This window comes from Lentibacillus sp. L22 (assembly GCF_040812445.1).
In the GTDB taxonomy this organism is placed as follows: domain Bacteria; phylum Bacillota; class Bacilli; order Bacillales; family Amphibacillaceae; genus Lentibacillus_C; species Lentibacillus_C daqui.
Window position 1 is genome coordinate 100156 of record NZ_JBFNXI010000009.1, and the last position, 19622, is coordinate 119777.

The following is a 19622-nucleotide window of genomic DNA, read 5'->3' on the forward strand; positions in this document are numbered from 1 at the left end:
CTTTTATGATTTGCAATTTCATACGAAGTCTGCTGCTTTTCCTTTATTAGTCCGCCTTTGTTTCGCGAATCGCTGAACGGTCAAATGTCAATTTTGTTCCATCACCAGCTTGAATAACAATGAGATTTTCATCAATTTGGTGAATGGTACCATGAAATCCACCAATTGTTACAACATTATCTCCTTTTTTTAGTTCCGACTGCATTTGTCGTACTTGCTTTTGTCGCTTTTGCTGTGGACGAATAAGTAAAAAATAGAAGATAATAAACATTAAAATAATCGGTGATAATTGGATAAGCATGTCCATTATATATTCCTCCCTTCTTTAAAAATTTCTGGCATTCGGCTGGTTGAAACCATATTGTTCAAAGAATGCTTCTTTAAAGTCCAAAAGTCGATCGTCACGTATCGCTTCTCGTACTTTCTTCATTAATTCTAACAGAAAATATAAATTATGGTAAGTAGTAAGTCGAAATCCGAACGTTTCATTACATTTTATTAAATGTCGGATATAACTTCGCGAATAATTTTGACACACATGACAATCGCAATTTTCATCAATTGGCCCAAAATCACGGGCATATTTGGCATTTCTTACAACAAGTCGCCCGTTAGATGTCATGCATGTCCCATTCCGGGCAATTCTCGTTGGTAATACGCAATCAAACATGTCCACACCACGGATGGCGCCATCGATGAGCGAATCCGGTGATCCTACTCCCATCAAGTATCTTGGTTTATTTGTTGGTAGAAGTGGAGCGGTAAATTCGAGCATCTCGTTCATAACCTCTTTCGGTTCTCCTACCGAAAGACCCCCAATTGCATACCCCGGGAAATCCAATGATGCCAAATCTGCTGCGCTTTGTTTGCGTAAATCCTTATATTCCCCACCTTGAACAATCCCGAATAGTCCCTGATTTTCCACATTACGGTGGGCATGCAAACAACGCTCTGCCCAACGTGATGTGCGTTCAACAGATGCTTTCATATATTCATACGTTGCAGGATACGGCGGGCACTCATCAAATGCCATCATAATATCCGACCCTAGCTTATTCTGGATGTCGATTGATTTTTCCGGAGATAAAAATAGTTTCTCTCCATTTAGATGATTACGAAAATGCACACCTTCCTCTTTAATATCGCGTATATCACTTAAACTAAAAACCTGGAAACCGCCGGAATCTGTCAGGATCGGTTTATCCCAGTTCATAAATCTGTGCAGTCCACCTGCTTCCTGAATGATATCCTCCCCCGGTCTAAGCCATAAATGGTACGTGTTGGAAAGAATGATCCTGGCATTCATTCCGGTTAATTCTTCCGGGCTCATCGTCTTAACCGTCGCAAGGGTACCTACTGGCATAAATATTGGTGTATCAAATGAACCGTGTGGTGTATGCACTTTTCCAAGTCTGGCACCTGATTGTTTACACGTCTTAATTAATTCATATGTTATTGCAGTCATGTTATTCGTCCTTCGCAGTATACTTAAATAATGAACATGGCGTCACCGAAACTAAAGAATCGATAGCGCTTTTCAACGGCTTCGTGATATGCAGCTAAAATCGTCTTGCGATCAGCCAAGGCACTAACCATCATGATCAGGGTTGATTTTGGCAAATGGAAGTTGGTGATCAACCCATCAATAGCCTTAAATTCGTATGGCGGATAAATAAAAATATCAGTCCACCCGCTTGCCTCCACAAACCCACCGTGGTCGCGGACAATCGTTTCCAGTGTACGCGTTGATGTCGTACCCACAGATATAATGCGACCGCCATGGTTTTTGACATCTGTTAAGGTTTTTGCGGTTTCTTTTGACATATGATAAAACTCTGAATGCATTTTATGCTCATCAATTTTATCAACACTAACGGGGCGAAATGTTCCCAGACCAACGTGCAAGGTAATAAAGGCAATGGTTACCCCCATCTGCCGTATCTCATCCAGCAATTCCGTGGTAAAATGCAATCCCGCTGTTGGCGCCGCCGCTGATCCTTCTTCTTTGGCATAAACCGTCTGGTAGCGTTCCTTTTCTGGAAGCTGTTGTTTAATATACGGCGGCAACGGCATCTCACCAAGTTCATCCAACACTTCATAAAAAATACCATCATAGTCAAATTGCATGATTCGCCCACCATGGTCGAGAATGTCCAAACATGTCGCTGTCAATTTTCCATCCCCAAAAACAAGCTTTGTCCCCTGTTTAATTTTTTTGGCAGGTTTAGCTAGTACTTCCCAGTTATCTTGTTCCTGTTGATGCAAAAGCAGAATTTCGACTTTTGCCCCTGTATCTTCTTTGATACCATAAAGTCTGGCAGGCATTACCCGTGTATCATTTAACACAAGGCAATCCCCTTGATGCAAATATTGTTTAATATCCGTAAAATGTTTATGTTCCATTGTTTTAGCTTTCCGATTTAATACCAATAGCCTTGATGCGGACCGGTCTTTCAATGGAGTTTGTGCAATTAATTCTTCCGGTAAATCAAAATCAAAATCTTCTATATCCATGTTCAAAATCTCCTTGCTATGTCCTAACGAAATCGTCCTAATAGATACAGGATTAACGATAAAATAACACTAACGACAATTGATGTCATAATTGGAAAATGGAAGGAGAAATTCCCCTTTTTAAAACTAATATCTCCCGGGAGTTTGCCGACAAAGGTCCAAAGTGTCCCAATTAGAATGAACACAATCCCCAGAATAATGAATAGTTTCCCCATACTCATTCGCTATCGTTTCCTTTTAAGCCAAAATGCTGATATGCTTTGGGGGTGACTATCCTTCCCCTCGGAGTCCGCTGGATAAAGCCAATTTGCAATAAATATGGCTCATAAACATCTTCAATCGTCTGTGATTCTTCACCAATGGTTGCAGCGATTGTATCCAGGCCAACCGGACCGCCTCTAAATCCCTCAATAATCCCTTTTAATAACTTATGATCGATATGATCCAGTCCAACATCATCAACCTGCAGCATATCCAGTGCGATATCGGTTGTTTTAAGGCTAATTTCTTTTTCACCCTTAACCTGTGAAATATCACGAATTCGTTTCAATAATCGATTGGCTATTCGGGGGGTTCCCCGTGACCGTCCAGCTACCTCTTTGGCTGCCTCTTTGGTGATCGACGTTTGAAAAATTTCCGCCGTTCGTTCTACGATTGAGCATAGATCCTCCGTTTCATAATACTCCAACCGGCTGAGAACTCCAAAGCGATCCCGCAATGGGGCAGAAAGCAAACCTGCTCTCGTTGTAGCCCCAACCAATGTAAAAGGTGGTAAATCAATACGAACCGACCTGGCACTTGGACCGTTACCAATCACAATATCCAGGAAAAAGTCTTCCATTGCCGGATATAATATTTCTTCAACCGACCGTGGCAGTCGATGTACTTCGTCAATAAATAAAACGTCACCGGGTTCAAGCGACGAAAGAATAGCGGCAAGATCTCCCGACCGTTCAACAGCAGGGCCGGAAGTCGAACGGAACTGAACACCCATTTCATTCGCAATGATTGCAGCAAGCGTTGTTTTCCCCAATCCTGGTGGTCCATATATTAATACATGGTCAAGTGGCTCCTCACGCATTTTTGCCGCTTGAATAAAAATCCGCAAATTATCTTTTACTTTCCGCTGCCCAATATATTGATTTAATGTAGTGGGGCGAAGACTGAGTTCGTCAGTCGCATCGTCTGCCTGTAATTCTCCTGTAACCATGCGCTCCTCCATGCTTCATCTCCCCTAACTTTTAACAAGTAGTCCCAGTGCCTTACGAATGATTTCGTCAGTACTTACAGCGTCATCTTGTTGTAGTTGCGGTAAAATAGCTTTAATTTCACGTTCAGAATAACCAAGTGATTTTAATGCCTCCTGGGCATCCGTCAACCCTTTGTCAAATTCTTTGTTGTTTTCCTCCGCCATATTAGCCTTGTCTTGAGGCTGCGTATCCAATGACAGCATATTGGTTAATTTACCTTTCAAATCCAATATGACCTGTCTGGCTGTTTTCTTTCCGATACCGGGAAAGCTTGTCAAAAATTTATCATCTTCACGCTCTACCGCTGCAACAAAATCAGCCGTATTTACAGACCCCAGGATTGCAAGCGCTCCTTTGGGTCCAATACCGGACACCTGAAGCAATTTGGTAAATAACAGTTTTTCATCCTGTCGTTTAAAACCGTATAATACTTGTGTATCCTCGCGAACATAATGATATGTATAGATAAATGCTTCCTTATCCAACAGTGACTGAAATGCAAACGGGTTCGCACATATTATCTCATATCCAACACCCTGAACATCTATTATAACAGAATTATCATGAATAAATGTAACCATACCTCTAATGTATGCAATCATATAGATCTGCTCCTTTGCATTTCTTCCCTAATCATATCACATCTATACTATTTTTTAATACTGAATTGAACAGTGGGTCACATGAAAAAAGCACCAATTATATTAGAATTGGTGCTTTTTTCATGCCAGAACCAACAACTCGTTATTCTGACTCCTCCATATTATGGTGGATATCCTGCACGTCCTCATTATCCTCGAGCAGATCAATTAATTGCAGCATTTTTTCTTCATCTTCTGGTGATAATTTGTTATATGTTTGTGGAATCATCGTAACTTCAGCCTCGGCAAGTTCGTAACCACTCTCACGTAACTGTTCACTAACAGCTGAAAAACTGTCCGGTGATGTATATATTTCATATGCGCCGTCTTGGGTGACGATATCATCAGCACCTGCCTCAATGGCATCAAGTGTTATTGCATCCTCATCAACGGAACCATCTTCATTTTCAATCACAATATATCCTTGGCGGTCAAACATAAATGAGACACTGCCATTTTCCCCTAAATTGCCGCCGTTCTTTTTAAAAGCATGGCGAACCTCTGCAGCCGTACGATTTTTATTATCTGTTAAAACATTGACAATAACCGCCACACCGCCTGGACCGTAACCCTCATATGTGAGCTCTTCAAAATTTGCTCCATCCAGTGTACCAGTAGCCTTCTTAATTGCCCGATCGATATTATCGTTTGGCATATTATCCGCTTTTGCTTTATCTATCGTTAAGCGCAGGTTTGCATTGGTTGTCGGATCGCCACCGCCTGCTTTGGCCGCCATATAAATATCCTTCGCATGGCGCATAAATATTTTTCCCTTTTTGGCATCTTGCGCATTTTTTCGTCGTTGTATATTTTTCCACTTAGAATGACCAGCCATCGGACATTCTCCTCTCTAGAAATTTCCTTTTTCACTATACCAAAAAACATGTAAATAATAAAGCTTCAAATCAGGAATCTACTGGCAGTTTACCCCCACAGGTTAAGCTGAAGTCCCGGAGTGAGGGTATTACTGCCGGTTAATGCGTGATAAAGTGGCATTTCATTCATCAGTCAGTTTGGCGCGTAAGGCCCTTAATACTTTGTTCCGAAAAAAACCTTTGCCACAATAGCAAAGGTTAATCATTATATGGTCCATTTGCATGTCCATCGGTTGACCCGCGAGCTTTCATATTTTGTACTCGATTCCAATGGATGTCATCTGTATAAATCACGACTTCTTTATCTGGTTCAACCTTTTTAACTTCATTAACCACTAAGTCACGGACATTTTGGTCGTTATAATCATTAAGCATTAAAGCGACAATCACTTTGTCATCCGCGATGGCTACTTGTGCTTGCTTTATTTCCCTGTAATTGATTAATCGCTGATAAATTTGATCTGACTTTTCATTCACATAGTTATCGGAGTATTTACCTTTGTGACCATTTGAAGCATTTGTGCCACTTTGATCATTTTGCGGATATCCGCCACGATCGCCGATTGATTGATCATTTATCCCCAAGCGGTCATTGCGTTCGTGATTTGTTTCATAATTGATGGATTGTGTTTTTGGATTATCATTTTGCGCAGTACCATTGTTATCTGTATTTGTATTCGAACAACCGAATAACAGCAGTAAGCTTAAACCGGTAATGCCGATTACGCTTTGTTTCATCATAAACACCTCCTTACCAATTAGCTTGGTTGAAAGAGGTGTTTTTTAACACAGTTAAATTATCCCTTCATAGTGGATAACCAATATGAAAATGTTTTGCTCCGTTTCGCTTATGTTCTGTCCGTTTGTGCAGTTTTTCAATCAACGCTTTATCCTTTTCAGGAATTTTCCTGCCTTGTAAATAGGCATCAATCACGTCATAACTGGTACCCATTTCCGCTTCATCGGTTTGCCCTTCCCACAAATCAGCACTCGGCTTTTTATGGATAATATGGTCCGGAACTCCAACAAATTCCGCTACCTCTCTTACTTTTTGTTTGGTTAATTCCACCATTGGCAGGATATCAACGCCTCCGTCACCATATTTTGTGAAATAGCCTGTATACCACTCTGCAGCGTTATCGGTTCCGACCACCAAATAGTTATAGTTGGTTGCCAATGTATATAACGTACTCATTCGCAAGCGCGCTCGCAAATTGGCATCCGCAAGTCGTTCATTTGCTTCCTGCCATTCCTGTTTTTCGGTTACCTGTTGCGAAATAGTGGTAAAAAGGGTATCATGTGTGGCTGTCAAATCGACTGTGATGTCATTGATATTGCAGCTTGCAACGACGTCATTTGCATGTTTGATATCAGTGGGATTACTTTTACAAGGCATAATTACCCCTAGTGAGTGATCGGGTGCAGCCCGCTTAATCAAATGAGCTACAACTGCAGAATCGAGTCCGCCGCTCACCCCGACAAGCAATCCTTTCACGCCCGCTTCCTTGACCTGTTGCTGTAACCATTGTACCATATTTTCGACTAGTTCTTTCACGATATATCGCTCCTCTTACTGTGATGAGTTGTGGAAAATCTGGTTTATTTTCACAAACATTGATTACGTTGATTTTAGCATTAATTTAGCGGTTTTCAAAAAATATCGCCGTTTTAGCCAGTCGTTTTCCATCCTTCGTAAGTAATCTTTCATCGACTCACCTACATTGCTACCCAAATAATGCAGCCATTCTCGTAAAACATCGGTTGGCACGAGCATTGCATGAATCCACAATTTTAATTCTTTCTCCCCCACCATTTCATATACAAGCAATTTATCCAAATCCCATTCCAAATAAGGTAAAAACCGCTGACCCAGTTGAATATAATCGTAAAGCGCAGGGGAACAAGCAAGTAAATCAAAATCAATCATCCGTACCCCTGACCCACGAATAAAATTATGTCCTGCCACATCCCCATGAATCCACTCCGGCCTTTTTGCGGTACTTTGCTCTAATTTCCGCCAATCAAAGTGACTGATAAACGATAATTGCAGTTCGGTTGTTTTTACAATATCCCGAAATAGTGTCGAGTAACCATTTTCCATAAAACACCTTTCTGTTTTTTTAAATCGTGCCAGTCTGTGAGACCATCGGACATAAAACAGTGTGCGTTCAAGTGGATGTCTAATATTGACTGACATCGCATCCTGATGAAAACGCCTTAGTGTGGCAACACTTTCTTGCCGATCACGTTCGATCGAATAATGCAATTTCTCTCCCCGGACAAATGGTGCAATCGTCCAAAGGGAATTGTCATGTTTAATGAATTTTTGGCCATTGGGGAATCGTGTGAATGGGACAACGACCGGTGAATCGATCGCATCAAAAAAATCCCATTGTTGTTGCAGCACTTTTAGTTTAGGATGTTTCTTTAAGATATAGTGGTTTTTTTGGAGGGTTGATATGTGAAAGACATGTGCTTTAATCGGTGTTATTTTAATACAATCCAATTGCCCTTTATGATATAAAAAAGAAGAGAGACGATCAATTCGCATCTCGTCTCTTTGATTATACTTATTCACCTGAAGATTCATCCTCATCATCTTCAACTGTCCGGTCATCTGCTGAAAAATCTGGATAACCCGGTGGTGTTGGAAATGGTTGATATTCTGGTGTCATTGACCACTGGGGTGGATAGGTTGGTACAGGTTGTTGTTCCCGCCATTCTGGATAAGCCTGCCAATCATCTGGTGACTGCATACTGTAAAACGGTTGATGCATCGGGTGCTCATGAGAAAATTGCGGAAATGGTGTTTTTTCTTTACAGCCGCAATCCTTTTCACCGGCAGATAGTGTCGGTTTTATTGGCATTTCCATACTGGATGATTCCATCATTTTTCCATGGCCGTGATAGTGATGCATTGGTTGCATTGGTTGCATCTGCCCTGCATCAAATGCACCCATTACTGGAAAAAAGTCACATGGCATCGGTGGCGGACCACATGGATTTACTACATGACAACACATTGGTACCATGGCCACTGGCTGCGGTATTGGCATTGGCATCGGCTGTGGCATTGGCATTGGCTGATGCTGAGGTTTTTTATGATGTTTCTTTGGTTTTTCATGATGATGATGTTGCATTTCCGGAATATTAACAGACGTATAATTTTTTAACTCCTGTTCCATGATCGGCATTTGGATAATCGGTTGAATTTGCTCGACAGATTGTTGCGGTGCTACAGACTGTTGTGGTACTACATTCATATGTGGCTGCATTGGCATATGTGGCTGGACGTGTTTCGGTTTTTCCTTCTGTTCTTCTTTAATAACTGGGATCGGTTTTGGCTGCTGCATCTCTTTATATGGGTGAGCAGCCGGTTGGTGCGTTTCTTTCATACCTTCTTTTTGTACCGCTTTGGTTGAACCTGGTATTTTTATTTTCATCCCCGGCATGATCATATCGGGACTTGATAATTGTGGGTTAAGCTGTTTCAGTTCATTAAAATCAACACCATATTTTTTGGCAAGTTCCCACAATGTATCGCCCTTTTGAACAACATGGATTTTCAAGTTTAATCAAACTCCCTTCAATTCTATTTACAATTGGGCTAATCACTCTTTAACAACATATGCATTTGGACTTGAAATGTTGAGAAAAATTTAATACAGTCAGTGAGGCTTCATCCCCACTGACTGGCACGAATTAATATGTTGCATTTCTAAAGTTCCATCTGGTATACAGGGTACGTACCCAATATGGTTACATGACATCCCAGTGCTTCCAATTCAGCTTTAACCCCCGGAAATAATACATGATCATAGGGCTGGTTCACATCCACAATAAAAAAATAATTACCTAATCCTGTTTTCATCGGCCTTGACTCTATTTTTGAAAGATTCATCTTCCGCCATGCAAAAGCAGACAACACTTGATGCAGTGCCCCCGCATAATCGCTTGGCAATGTAATTAACAGACTGGTCTTCTCTGTCTCTATTTCCTGAGGGATGGAAAGTTTACAGTTATCCTTCGTCAACACTGCAAACCGAGTTTGGTTATTTGCATAATCGTGAATATTTTTCTGATAAATCGATAACCCAAATTCTTTTGCAGCCAGCCGATTGCCAATTGCAGCTATTCTTTTATTACTCGTGCTTACTAATTCAGCTGCCTTTCCTGTTGACGATGTAAAATGAATGACCGCTTGTGGTATGTATTTATGAATATACTGATGACATTGCGCAATTGCATGACTATGCGAATAGATTTCGGTTAATTCCGTTACCTCACCAGCGAATTCCGGTCGAACAAGTAAATGTTGTTGAATGGGAACGACTATTTCGGCAACAATTGGAAGCCGTACCTGATGCACCAAATAATCCACCGTCAGTGATACCGTTCCCTCAATCGTATTTTCCAGCGGGACAACTCCAACATCAATTTCATTCCGGTCCACAGCATCAATACAATCAGGAATTGTTTCAAAACCCTTTGTCGTTTCTCCATCAAATATAAGGTCAACTGCCAATTTTGTAAACGTTCCTTTCGGTCCCAAATATCCTATCCTTAATGTCAATCAAATCTACCCCTTGTCTTTAATCTTGGAGCGCATGAATTACTCGATAAATTCAAATTCATAATCCAGCAATCGAACTGTGTCCCCATCTTTAGCTCCCCGCTTTCTGAGTGCATCATCTACACCCATTCCCCTTAACTGGCGGGAAAACCGTTGAACCGCCTCATCCCGATTAAAATCGGTCATTTTAAACAGCTTTTCAATTTTATCTCCAGAAAGAACAAACGCACCATCATCATCCCGGGTAATATGAAATGCTGCCTGTGGGCGTTGATACCGGTAAACGACTTCCTCTTCCGTTTCGCTTATTTCCGGCATCATTTTTTTCGGCACTTTATCGAGTGCATCGGCAATTGCAAACAAAATTTCCCGTAGTCCTTCTTTCGTTAATGCAGAAATTGGATAGACAGGAAAATCATCCGTCAATTTTTCCTTAAAGTGTTGTAAATTTTCTTCGGCATACGGCATGTCCATTTTGTTGGCGGCAATGATTTGTGGACGATCCATTAATTTCTCATCGTATTCCTTTAATTCCAGGTTGATTTTTTGGTAATCCTCATACGGGTCTCGTCCCTCTGTACTTGCCATATCAATGATGTGCACAATAACTCTTGTCCGTTCGATGTGACGCAAGAACTGATGTCCCAAACCTACCCCCGCATGTGCTCCCTCTATTAGTCCAGGTAAATCGGCCATCACAAAGCTGCGATGGTCGTCCGTATCTACTACACCCAAATTGGGGGATAATGTTGTAAAATGATACGCAGCAATTTTTGGCTTTGCTGCACTTGCAACCGAAATAAAAGTTGACTTGCCGACACTTGGAAATCCAACGAGGCCAACGTCGGCAATTAATTTTAATTCGACCTTGATATTGCGCTCTTGTCCCGGTTCGCCATTTTCAGCAAATTCAGGTGCTGGATTCCTGGGTGTGGCAAATCGGGAATTCCCTCTGCCTCCACGTCCACCGTGCGCAATGATTGCTTGCTGCTTATGGTGGGTAAGATCCGCAATAATTTCATTTGTATCAATGTCAGTTACAGTTGTTCCGGGTGGTACAGGCACAATCAACGGATTCGCATTTTTGCCGTGCTGGTTTTTGCTCATGCCATTTTCGCCTCGTTTTGCTTTGAAATGCCGATTGTAGCGAAAATCCATAAGCGTATTTAATCCTTCATCCACCTCAAATACGACATCACCACCATTACCGCCGTCACCACCAGCAGGACCGCCCTTTGGCACATATTTTTCCCGTCGATAAGCAACCAGCCCGTTACCTCCGTCACCAGCCTTTATGTATACGTTAACCTGATCTACAAACATTGATCATACCTCATTTCGTTATCGGAAGTGATATAGTACAGTTCACTGCGTCTTTCGTTTTACTGAATTCCCAATAATCCGGAAATCTCTCTTCATCAATGGAAGTGTCTTCTGTGAAATTTCCTTCCAGGGAAAAGGTTACTTTTAAAGTAGTGTCCGTACAATTTAAATCAAGAATGCCCTTATACATTTCCATGTCATTACCAAGACGTTTGACCATTTCAACAACGGACTGACATTCTTCTACCAGCGTTTGATCGATTGCTTGCAGGTTAATGGGATTCATGTTTATATGATAAGACAACCGGATATTTGTATGTACAGAGTTAAAACAAATCAGCCAAAGGGTGAACTTGGGCATATCCAAACGCATTAATTTTCTTTCCTCGTTAAAATAATTCATCAATGAAGCTAACTTTTGTTTAACCTTATCCATTTTTTCCATTGATGCATATCCTTGTACAATTTGCAAATCATTCATCAGATCATGTCTATACAATCTTAATAATTCGACCATTTCTCGTTCATTCAAGTTTTCCCCTCCCCAGTAATATCAAAATTATAGCAGAAATATTGATTAAGTGCATACCTCGGATTGTCCTGATATTAAATACTCTGACCAAATAATGGCTCTTAACCAAAATCTATGGTTGACGGATTAGATGTAATTTTGATATTGGCGATCGCTACGGAAAAACACTACGCTTTCCGTGTTTTTCCTTCGCTGGCTAGTTTATCATTACCATTTTTATTCATTAATTTCAACCATGGATTTTGATGATGACCCCAAATAATAAGGTCGGAGTTTTTATCAAAAAAGGGGAGAATCAGTTATACTCTGATTCTCCCCTTTTTTGAACATCCTTTTTTATTCGGGTTCTTAGATTAAGCTTCCTGTGCTACAGGGTAAACACTAACTTTTTTACGATCACGGCCAAAGCGTTCGAATTTAACAACACCATCAGCCTTGGCAAAAAGTGTGTCATCTCCACCGCGACCTACATTTTCACCTGGATAAATCTTTGTTCCACGTTGGCGGAAAAGAATAGACCCACCCGTTACAAATTGACCATCAGCGCGTTTTGCACCAAGACGCTTTGACTCAGAGTCACGACCGTTCTTTGTACTACCAACACCTTTTTTCTGTGAGAAGAACTGTAAATTTAGACGTAGCATATGATTACACCTCCCTATTTGTCCTGTATCCTGATAAATTGACTATAATCGTTAGCGATCGTTTTTAATGAAACGATCATTCCCTCAAACAGGAGCTGTACCTTTTCCATTACCTCAAGCTCCAGATCGTCTGGAAGTACAACATGAAGGTAACCGCCCTCATCACCTTGCATAATATCAAGATCAATCCTGCATATTTCCAATACAGCGTTTATAGCACCAAAGGAAACTGCTGATACTCCTGCACAAACCAAATCATAGCCATAAGGGCCACTATCAGCATGTCCGGAAATTTCAAATGCCGTCATTTGGTTATTTGACCTGAATATAGTTATATCAATCATATCTTAACCCTATGCATTTATTTTTTCGACAACAAGTTTTGTGTATGGTTGACGATGACCTTGTTTACGGTGGTAATTTTTCTTCGGCTTATATTTGAACACGGTAATTTTCTTTTCCCGTCCTTGCTTTTCCACCTTTGCAGTTACACTAGCACCATCAACATATGGAGCACCGACTTTCACATCGTCACCACCCACGAAAAGCACTTTATCAAAGGTTACCGATTCATTTGTCTCGGCAGCAACCTTTTCCACGTAAATTTCCTGGCCTTCTGTAACCTTGATTTGTTTTCCACCAGTTTCAATAATTGCGTACATTTCTGCACCTCCTTAAGACTCAGACTCGCCATCGCAGGCACCCAAAAAATTGAGTTTAAACTAGCATTCAGCATACGCTTTAGTTTCACCTGTTCTGTGCGGTTGTAGCATTGGTGCTACGATAAATAACGTATCGATATTAGCATGTTCAAACACTCTTTGTCAAGTGGCTAACACAGCTAATCATCTACTTATTGCGTATAAACGAACTGTTACTTTACATTAATCCAAATAACGAGCTATTTCACCAATTGATTTATCAAACTGTTTCTCATAAAAGAAATGCTGCAAACAATCTTTTTCAGCTATCGTTTTTCGATTGTCACCCGGAAATTTAATATAAATAGCATGTTCCCTTTCCCTATGGAACCGGGAAAATACATCCATTAAACTATTTTCACACGATACAACAATGGATCGTATTCCTTTTATGGGAGTTTCCCCCTGATACCTTTTGATTAAAAAGCGCATGAAAACATAATACCGTTGTTTCCAATCCATCCTGTTTTCCTTCAGCAAAAACAGAATAAGCAAAACCGAACTCAATGTAAATGGAAAAACAAACAATTGCAATAATAAGAAGATCGAGCAAAAAATCAAAGAAATAAGCAATGTTCGATTATAGGCTGTCCGATAAGCCAAAAAAGAAGATAATAACAGAAACAGAAACTTACCACCGTCAAGCGGCCAAATTGGAATTAGATTGAACAAAAGAATCAGTGTATTGTAGTGAACCATTAACAAAATGATGGATGATGGTAATAATTCATTCACTGCAATGAGCCAGATAATACCATAGATCAATATATGTTGAAAGGGACCCGCAATAGTAACAAGCATCTCCTCACGTAATGGGCGGTTTCCGTGTTCATCTGTGTCCATGACCCCGCCAAAAATCCATAACATGATACTGCGGATTCGCCATTTAAAAAGGGTGGCCATTGTATAATGTCCTAATTCATGGATCAAAACAATGGCTAAAATAATAAATAACTCAACAAATGTTCCAGTAAAAAAAGATATGGCAATAAACACCAGGAGAATTGGATGAATATGAATGGCCGGTACATAATTACGGAGTGTCATCAACTTTAATTACCTGTACCGGATCAACATATTGATTGTCCTTTTCAATTGCAAAAAATACGGCTTTATTTGCTTCATCCGGCACAAATTTCCCCAGGCGTTCATGATCTGTGACATATTGATATAAATGGACATCAATTGAATTCAAATAACCATACGTTGACAAACTTCCATCTGTATGCTGGACAACTACAGTTTTATCAGTCTTTCGATCATTTCCCGCAAAAACAACAACCCCTTCTCGCAATACAGAAACATCTGCCGAATCTGTTGTAGCAATCTTGATTCCGGACCCGTTTGCCTGGAATGATTCCTCGACGGTTCCATTAACGGGAAGAGCTAATACTCCCGCATCTGCTGTTTGTTCCGTGTTCTCTGCTGTTTTATCCTTAGGTGTCAATGCTAAAGGCTCACCGAATGTTTCTTGATACCATTGATTAGCCCGGGCAAAGGGAAATTCCTTCGTTAAAGCGGCGGCTGTCCATGCTGCCGGTTTCTGTAAATAACCATTACCAGATTGATATAATAGTGCTGCACCGAAAAACAATATAACGGACAGAATTCCTTTCAGCATTACTCCTGATACTAGCTTGCCCCGGCTTGTCTTTTGGGTTTGTTCCAAATCACTTGGCAAGGAAGGATAATATCCATGTTTTTCCTCTTCTTGTGGAAAAACCGGATTCACTTTTTTGTGCTGTAATTCTGTGGTGTTTAACGTTCGTTGTTTCTTTTTCCGCTGTTCAATCGATTTTCGAACTTGTTTAACCCCTTTACTCATAATCCTCATCCTCATCAGACTTTTTTACAATTGTATGTGAGACAAGGACAAGTTATGATACGAAGAGCCAATGAGAATAGTTTGCACATCCTATATAAAGTGAAACTTCATTCAGTGGGGGTTTTCTTTCCACCCCCACTGATCCAGAGGAACAAAGGCTAAATTCGCAACATCCTGTTGCAACGACTTTGTGACCTGCCTCGTGCAGGCCCGAACAGAATCAGGAATTTACGGGCTGTTTATCCCCCACCTTCTAAGTTTTTGGTTACTCTCATTTATAGAGGTGGGGGTATTACAGCCCGTTAATGCGTGACAAAAATGCAATGAAGAAGTTCGTTATTCTCCATTGCTTTTAACAGTTTTTTTATTAAAGACTATGACCGTATTCCAAAAAACTTTTTCATACGTCCAAGCAATCCTTTTTGCTCCTCCAGTGATTGTAATGGAACAGTTTCTCCAAGAATTCTTCTGGCAATATTACGGTAGCTGATAGATGGTTTTGATCCAGGATGAAAGGCAACTGGTTCCCCCGTATGTGATGCTTTAATAACCGCATCATCATCAACTACAATTCCGATCAAATCAATCGACAGGATTTGAATGATTTCATCAACATCAAGCATGTCACCATTTTTCATCATATGGTTACGAATTCGGTTAATAACCAATTTGGGTGATTCGATATCTTCCTTTTCCAAAAGTCCAATGATCCGATCAGCGTCCCGGACACTAGCTTTTTCCGGTGTAGTCACAACAATTGCTTTATCGGCTCCAGCAACCGCATTCTGGAAACCTTGCTCAATACCCGCTGGACAATCAATAAGGATATAATCATATTCCTGCTTTAATTCGGCAATAATTTCTTTCATGTTTTCCGTTGTACCGACCGCTTTATCACTTGTCTGTGAAGCAGGGAGTAACGTTAAATAGTCAAAACGTTTGTCTTTTATCAAAGCTTGTCTTAACTTACAGCGGCCTTCGATAACATCAACAATATCAAAGATAATCCGGTTCTCAAGTCCCATTACAACATCAAGATTACGTAAGCCAATGTCTGTGTCAATCAAACAAACCTTCTTGTCCATTAACGCAAGGGCTGTACCAATATTCGCTGTAGAGGTTGTTTTACCAACGCCGCCTTTACCGGAAGTAATGACAATTGCCTCACCCATTTCGTATTCTCCTTTCAAACCTGTCCAAATCCTTTCGTTTATGTGAAAGTACTTGTAGCCGGTCAATGACAATTTTGTCCGCTTGCTCATCAATCAAGCCACATTCCATATACACCCCATCCGTTTCATAATCCGGGGCACGACTGATATAATCTGCTATTCTCAGTTGGCTTGGTTTCATATAGGATGCGGCTATAACAGCACTTCTATCTCCGGATGCACCTGCATGGGCAATACCTCGTAAACTACCAATAATGTAAATGTTGCCAGTTGAAACAACCTTTCCTCCGGGATTCACATCACCAATTAATAGCAAGTCACCGGTTACTTCTATCACTTGTCCGGAACGAATCATTCGGTTTAAAGCCTTTATTTCACTTTCCTCTTTTAACTTCAAGGCCTCTTCTTTGGAGATGACATCTGATTCAAATGCCTGAACGTAAAAATGACCATCCGAACTGATTAATTCTTGCAATTGGCTGGTTTGTTCCGAATTCAAATAGCGATTACCCAATTTGACTGTGACAGACACACATGGTTCAGTTTGATTGATAGGTTGTTCCGTGAATTTTTCATTTAGTTCACGGAGCACATCATGAAACGAGCACGAATCATCAATAAACAGTGTCAGACCATCCTTTGTACCTTTTATTGTTATTAATTGTTTGACCCCGTTCAATCCAAGTTCACCCCATTCGTTTCTTTTACATCTTTACAAAACGATTCTAGCCGCGTAATTGCTCCTTACTCCACACGTTTAGCCGTCTTCTTACCAATGGGTACAAAATGAGTAAAAAGAGTTCATTCGCAAGAGCAGTCGGGATTAACCGGTAAAGGATATAATGTGTAAACGCGATATCCGCTATTCCAACCACTGAATAAACAATATAGATCATCACATCCGATAACACGATGCCAAGAAATCCCAGTAGTAATGTCACATAAAAATTGGCGTGCAACAATTTCTTCAATCCATGTACAACATAAATCACCAATGCATATGTAAACATATAAACGCCAAGAATTCCGGTATAAACAATATCAATTATTAATCCAAAAATAACAGCATAAAGCACGGATGTATATGTATTTTCTCTATCATAAAAAATTGCTACGCATACCAATAAAACAAAGGCCCAATGCGGAATTATCAACAGCTCGCCGGTTACTAGACGAGCCGGTAATAATTCCAGGGCCACACCTTCCAAGATTACAGTCAGGAAAAGAATCAGAGGTAAAAATAAACGTTTCATTATTTTTTATCCTCCTTACCACTTTTCACTTCATCTTTGTCGGCCAGATCCCGATCAACGACAATGACATGATTTATTTTATACATATTTGCTGCCGGTTTTATTAGCGCAGTGTGTGTTAAACCGTACTGATCAGGCACGACTTTCTTTACCGTCCCAATTAACAGTCCTTCTGGGAATACACCACCCATCCCGGATGAAACAACAACCTCTCCTTTTTCCAAATCTTTATCTGATTCCTCAATGATTTTAAATAAAAGTGAGTTGCTTTCCTTATCATACGACTCAATCAAACCGAATATATCTTTCTTACCCTCACGAGAAATAGTCGCCGATATTCGATTAAACTGATCAAAACCGGTAAGAAGCTGGACGGTTGATGAAAACGGGGATACACTTTGTATTTTTCCAATCATACCATCAGCCGTAATGACGGCCATATTTTTTTTCACACCATCCTGTTTTCCTTTGTTAATTGTTACCTGATCAACCCAGCGTTCCGGTGTACGCGACATAACCGTAGCTTGGATCGGGTTGAAGTCTCTGATGGATTCTGTTTTATCCAGCGTTTTCCGAAGTTCCTTGTTTTCCTCTTTCATCGCTTGAACCTCGTAAACTAAACTTTTATACTCTGATAGTTTTTCTTTTAATAGTTGATTTTCCTTGTAGGTATCTTTAACATCATTAATATTTGTAAAGATATTTGTGAAAAACTTGACTGGTGTGTGAATAACACTTTGTGCAAACCCTACAGTGTCCTTAACAAACTGTTCAGGAGTAGATAAATTCCCTCTGTCCTTAAGTGAAAATCCAATTAATGCAACAAGAATAATAAACCCAATTAAAATGATAAACAACCGTTTCTTTCTAAAAAATGGCATAAAAACACAACCTTACTCAACGGTAGGACGATTGGATACATTCCCGGACTCGCGAAAGTGCTGAATGTATTCCAAGGATTTACCTGTACCAATGGCGACGCTATCCAATGCATCATCTGCAACAAATACAGGCATTTTCGTCTCATCACTTATTACTTGATCAATATTTTGTAAAAGCGATCCACCACCAGTAAGAACGATACCCCGATCGATAATATCGGCGGCAAGTTCAGGAGGGGTTTTTTCCAATGTATTTTTTACTGCATCGACAATTTCTTTTACTGTATCCTGTAATGATCCAGCTATTTCTTTGGCGGTTATAGTAACTGTTTTCGGGAGTCCTGTCAACATATCCCGTCCACGTATATCCAATTCCTTGTCGTCTTTAACCTCGCCTGCATCCCCTATGTCAAGCTTTATCGACTCAGCGGAACGTTCTCCAATCATTAAATTGTATGTTTTTCGAATATACTGAGTAATAGCATCATCCAAATTGTCTCCAGCCGTTCGAACTGACTGGCTTGTTACAATTCCCCCTAATGAGATAACGGCTACTTCTGTTGTACCACCACCGATATCGACAATCATACTTCCAGTAGGTTCCCAAACGGGCAGGCCAGCACCAATGGCCGCCGCAAAAGGTTCGGCAATCGGAAATGCATCTTTTGCTCCCGCTTGTTTGGTTGCATCAATAACTGCGCGTTCCTCTACCATGGTAATCCCGGATGGAACACAGATCATCACGTTGGGCTTCCTGGCAAATGCAGATCGTTTTTGCATCGCCTTTTTAATAAAATATTTCATCATCACCGCTGTTGTATCGTAATCAGCGATCACACCATCTTTCATGGGCCGAATCACGGTAATATTGCCTGGCGTTCTGCCAATCATATTCCGTGCAGAACTGCCAACCGCCTCCACATCCCCGGTTGTAACATTTTTTGCCACAACAGATGGTTCTCTCAAGACAACACCTTTTCCATTAACAAAAACAAGGGTATTCGCTGTTCCCAAATCTATCCCCAAGTCCTGTGACAAACTAAATCTTCCCAAAGAAATCTCCCTTTCCAATGATGTACCTTACATTTGATGTATATTTGTTACCATATGTCTCGCTATACGTATTTACGCTAACTTATCCATTTTAACATTAAATTCGTATAAAAAGTACCATTTTTTAATAAACGCCGGTTTCAATTGAACGATTGAAATGGCGCTGATATTGTTATCCGTCTATAAATGCGTGTTCAAAAAGGACCGAGAAGTTCTAGGCGGCGTAGCTTTGAGCACCGGAGTGTACATAAAAGGTACATGAGGAGCGGAAAAGCACGCCAACGAGTTCTTCAAATGAAGGCCGACTAAAAACGGGCTTGCGCTCAGGCGTCGGCATACCCCTTTTGCAGGGGCATGTCATTTTTACCGGACTTTTTGAACATCC

The 19622-nt window shown here is 40.6% G+C and carries 24 protein-coding genes and 1 other annotated feature; all 24 genes read right to left on the reverse strand.

The genetic code is table 11. The features are described 5' to 3' along the window. Positions 1-46: 46 nt before the first annotated feature. The 24 genes from yajC to ABRT01_RS06905 all read right to left on the reverse strand — a co-directional run bounded on the left by yajC (position 47) and on the right by ABRT01_RS06905 (position 19237). Positions 47-307 (reverse strand): preprotein translocase subunit YajC, encoded by a 261-nt coding sequence (gene yajC, locus ABRT01_RS06790; protein ID WP_367746661.1) that lies wholly within the window; start codon positions 305-307, stop codon positions 47-49. An 18-nt stretch (positions 308-325) separates the two neighbouring features. Further along, entirely contained in the window at positions 326-1465 is a 1140-nt protein-coding gene (gene tgt, locus ABRT01_RS06795) for a tRNA guanosine(34) transglycosylase Tgt (RefSeq protein WP_367746662.1), read from the reverse strand. A 23-nt stretch (positions 1466-1488) separates the two neighbouring features. After that, positions 1489-2514: a tRNA preQ1(34) S-adenosylmethionine ribosyltransferase-isomerase QueA gene (gene queA, locus ABRT01_RS06800; protein WP_367746663.1), complete on the reverse strand. Its 1026-nt coding sequence runs from the start codon at positions 2512-2514 to the stop codon at positions 1489-1491. A gap of 23 nt (positions 2515-2537) precedes the next feature. Continuing rightward, complete coding sequence (locus ABRT01_RS06805; protein WP_269412093.1) at positions 2538-2729, reverse strand: DUF2905 domain-containing protein; 192 nt, start codon at positions 2727-2729, stop codon at positions 2538-2540. Positions 2730-2731: 2 nt separating this feature from the next. Continuing rightward, the gene (gene ruvB / locus ABRT01_RS06810; RefSeq protein ID WP_367746664.1) at positions 2732-3736 is read right to left on the reverse strand and encodes a Holliday junction branch migration DNA helicase RuvB; all 1005 of its coding nucleotides are present in this window, start codon (positions 3734-3736) and stop codon (positions 2732-2734) included. Between the two features lie 12 nt (positions 3737-3748). After that, positions 3749-4366 (reverse strand): Holliday junction branch migration protein RuvA, encoded by a 618-nt coding sequence (ruvA, locus tag ABRT01_RS06815; protein ID WP_367746665.1) that lies wholly within the window; start codon positions 4364-4366, stop codon positions 3749-3751. A 142-nt stretch (positions 4367-4508) separates the two neighbouring features. Next, on the reverse strand, positions 4509-5240 hold the full coding sequence (locus tag ABRT01_RS06820) for a YebC/PmpR family DNA-binding transcriptional regulator (protein WP_367746666.1): 732 nt from the start codon (positions 5238-5240) through the stop codon (positions 4509-4511). Positions 5241-5478: 238 nt separating this feature from the next. Next, the gene (locus ABRT01_RS06825; protein WP_367746668.1) at positions 5479-6018 is read right to left on the reverse strand and encodes a YhcN/YlaJ family sporulation lipoprotein; all 540 of its coding nucleotides are present in this window, start codon (positions 6016-6018) and stop codon (positions 5479-5481) included. A 67-nt stretch (positions 6019-6085) separates the two neighbouring features. Continuing rightward, a complete protein-coding gene (nadE, locus tag ABRT01_RS06830; protein ID WP_367746669.1) occupies positions 6086-6835 on the reverse strand; it encodes an NAD(+) synthase in 750 nt (249 codons plus the stop codon). A 63-nt stretch (positions 6836-6898) separates the two neighbouring features. Further along, complete coding sequence (locus tag ABRT01_RS06835) at positions 6899-7858, reverse strand: phosphotransferase (protein WP_367746670.1); 960 nt, start codon at positions 7856-7858, stop codon at positions 6899-6901. Then, positions 7851-8849, reverse strand: coding sequence for a SafA/ExsA family spore coat assembly protein (safA, locus tag ABRT01_RS06840; RefSeq protein ID WP_367746671.1), 999 nt, complete (start codon positions 8847-8849; stop codon positions 7851-7853). Before safA ends, ABRT01_RS06835 begins: the two co-directional genes overlap by 8 nt. Before the next feature lie 149 nt (positions 8850-8998). After that, positions 8999-9853, reverse strand: coding sequence for a prephenate dehydratase (gene pheA / locus ABRT01_RS06845; protein WP_269412085.1), 855 nt, complete (start codon positions 9851-9853; stop codon positions 8999-9001). Positions 9854-9892: 39 nt separating this feature from the next. Continuing rightward, positions 9893-11176, reverse strand: coding sequence for a GTPase ObgE (gene obgE / locus ABRT01_RS06850; RefSeq protein ID WP_367746673.1), 1284 nt, complete (start codon positions 11174-11176; stop codon positions 9893-9895). A gap of 10 nt (positions 11177-11186) precedes the next feature. Next, positions 11187-11708 (reverse strand): Spo0B domain-containing protein, encoded by a 522-nt coding sequence (locus tag ABRT01_RS06855; RefSeq protein WP_269412083.1) that lies wholly within the window; start codon positions 11706-11708, stop codon positions 11187-11189. 353 nt (positions 11709-12061) lie between these two features. After that, the gene (gene rpmA / locus ABRT01_RS06860) at positions 12062-12352 is read right to left on the reverse strand and encodes a 50S ribosomal protein L27 (RefSeq protein WP_269412082.1); all 291 of its coding nucleotides are present in this window, start codon (positions 12350-12352) and stop codon (positions 12062-12064) included. A gap of 14 nt (positions 12353-12366) precedes the next feature. Then, on the reverse strand, positions 12367-12696 hold the full coding sequence (locus ABRT01_RS06865) for a ribosomal-processing cysteine protease Prp (protein WP_367746675.1): 330 nt from the start codon (positions 12694-12696) through the stop codon (positions 12367-12369). Between the two features lie 9 nt (positions 12697-12705). Then, complete coding sequence (rplU, locus tag ABRT01_RS06870) at positions 12706-13014, reverse strand: 50S ribosomal protein L21 (protein ID WP_269412080.1); 309 nt, start codon at positions 13012-13014, stop codon at positions 12706-12708. 11 nt (positions 13015-13025) lie between these two features. Beyond that, positions 13026-13128 (reverse strand) — a sequence feature (ribosomal protein L21 leader region). A 108-nt stretch (positions 13129-13236) separates the two neighbouring features. Then, positions 13237-14100: a site-2 protease family protein gene (locus tag ABRT01_RS06875; protein ID WP_367746676.1), complete on the reverse strand. Its 864-nt coding sequence runs from the start codon at positions 14098-14100 to the stop codon at positions 13237-13239. Next, on the reverse strand, positions 14087-14878 hold the full coding sequence (locus ABRT01_RS06880) for a peptidoglycan DD-metalloendopeptidase family protein (RefSeq protein WP_367746677.1): 792 nt from the start codon (positions 14876-14878) through the stop codon (positions 14087-14089). The genes ABRT01_RS06875 and ABRT01_RS06880 overlap by 14 nt, the downstream gene beginning before the upstream one ends. Before the next feature lie 374 nt (positions 14879-15252). Next, positions 15253-16050 (reverse strand): septum site-determining protein MinD, encoded by a 798-nt coding sequence (gene minD, locus ABRT01_RS06885; RefSeq protein ID WP_269412077.1) that lies wholly within the window; start codon positions 16048-16050, stop codon positions 15253-15255. Next, complete coding sequence (gene minC / locus ABRT01_RS06890; protein ID WP_367746678.1) at positions 16043-16729, reverse strand: septum site-determining protein MinC; 687 nt, start codon at positions 16727-16729, stop codon at positions 16043-16045. Before minC ends, minD begins: the two co-directional genes overlap by 8 nt. A gap of 46 nt (positions 16730-16775) precedes the next feature. Then, on the reverse strand, positions 16776-17303 hold the full coding sequence (gene mreD, locus ABRT01_RS06895) for a rod shape-determining protein MreD (protein WP_367746679.1): 528 nt from the start codon (positions 17301-17303) through the stop codon (positions 16776-16778). Continuing rightward, the gene (mreC, locus tag ABRT01_RS06900; protein WP_367746680.1) at positions 17303-18184 is read right to left on the reverse strand and encodes a rod shape-determining protein MreC; all 882 of its coding nucleotides are present in this window, start codon (positions 18182-18184) and stop codon (positions 17303-17305) included. Before mreC ends, mreD begins: the two co-directional genes overlap by 1 nt. A gap of 12 nt (positions 18185-18196) precedes the next feature. Continuing rightward, positions 18197-19237 (reverse strand): rod shape-determining protein, encoded by a 1041-nt coding sequence (locus ABRT01_RS06905; protein WP_367746681.1) that lies wholly within the window; start codon positions 19235-19237, stop codon positions 18197-18199. Positions 19238-19622 lie beyond the last annotated feature (385 nt).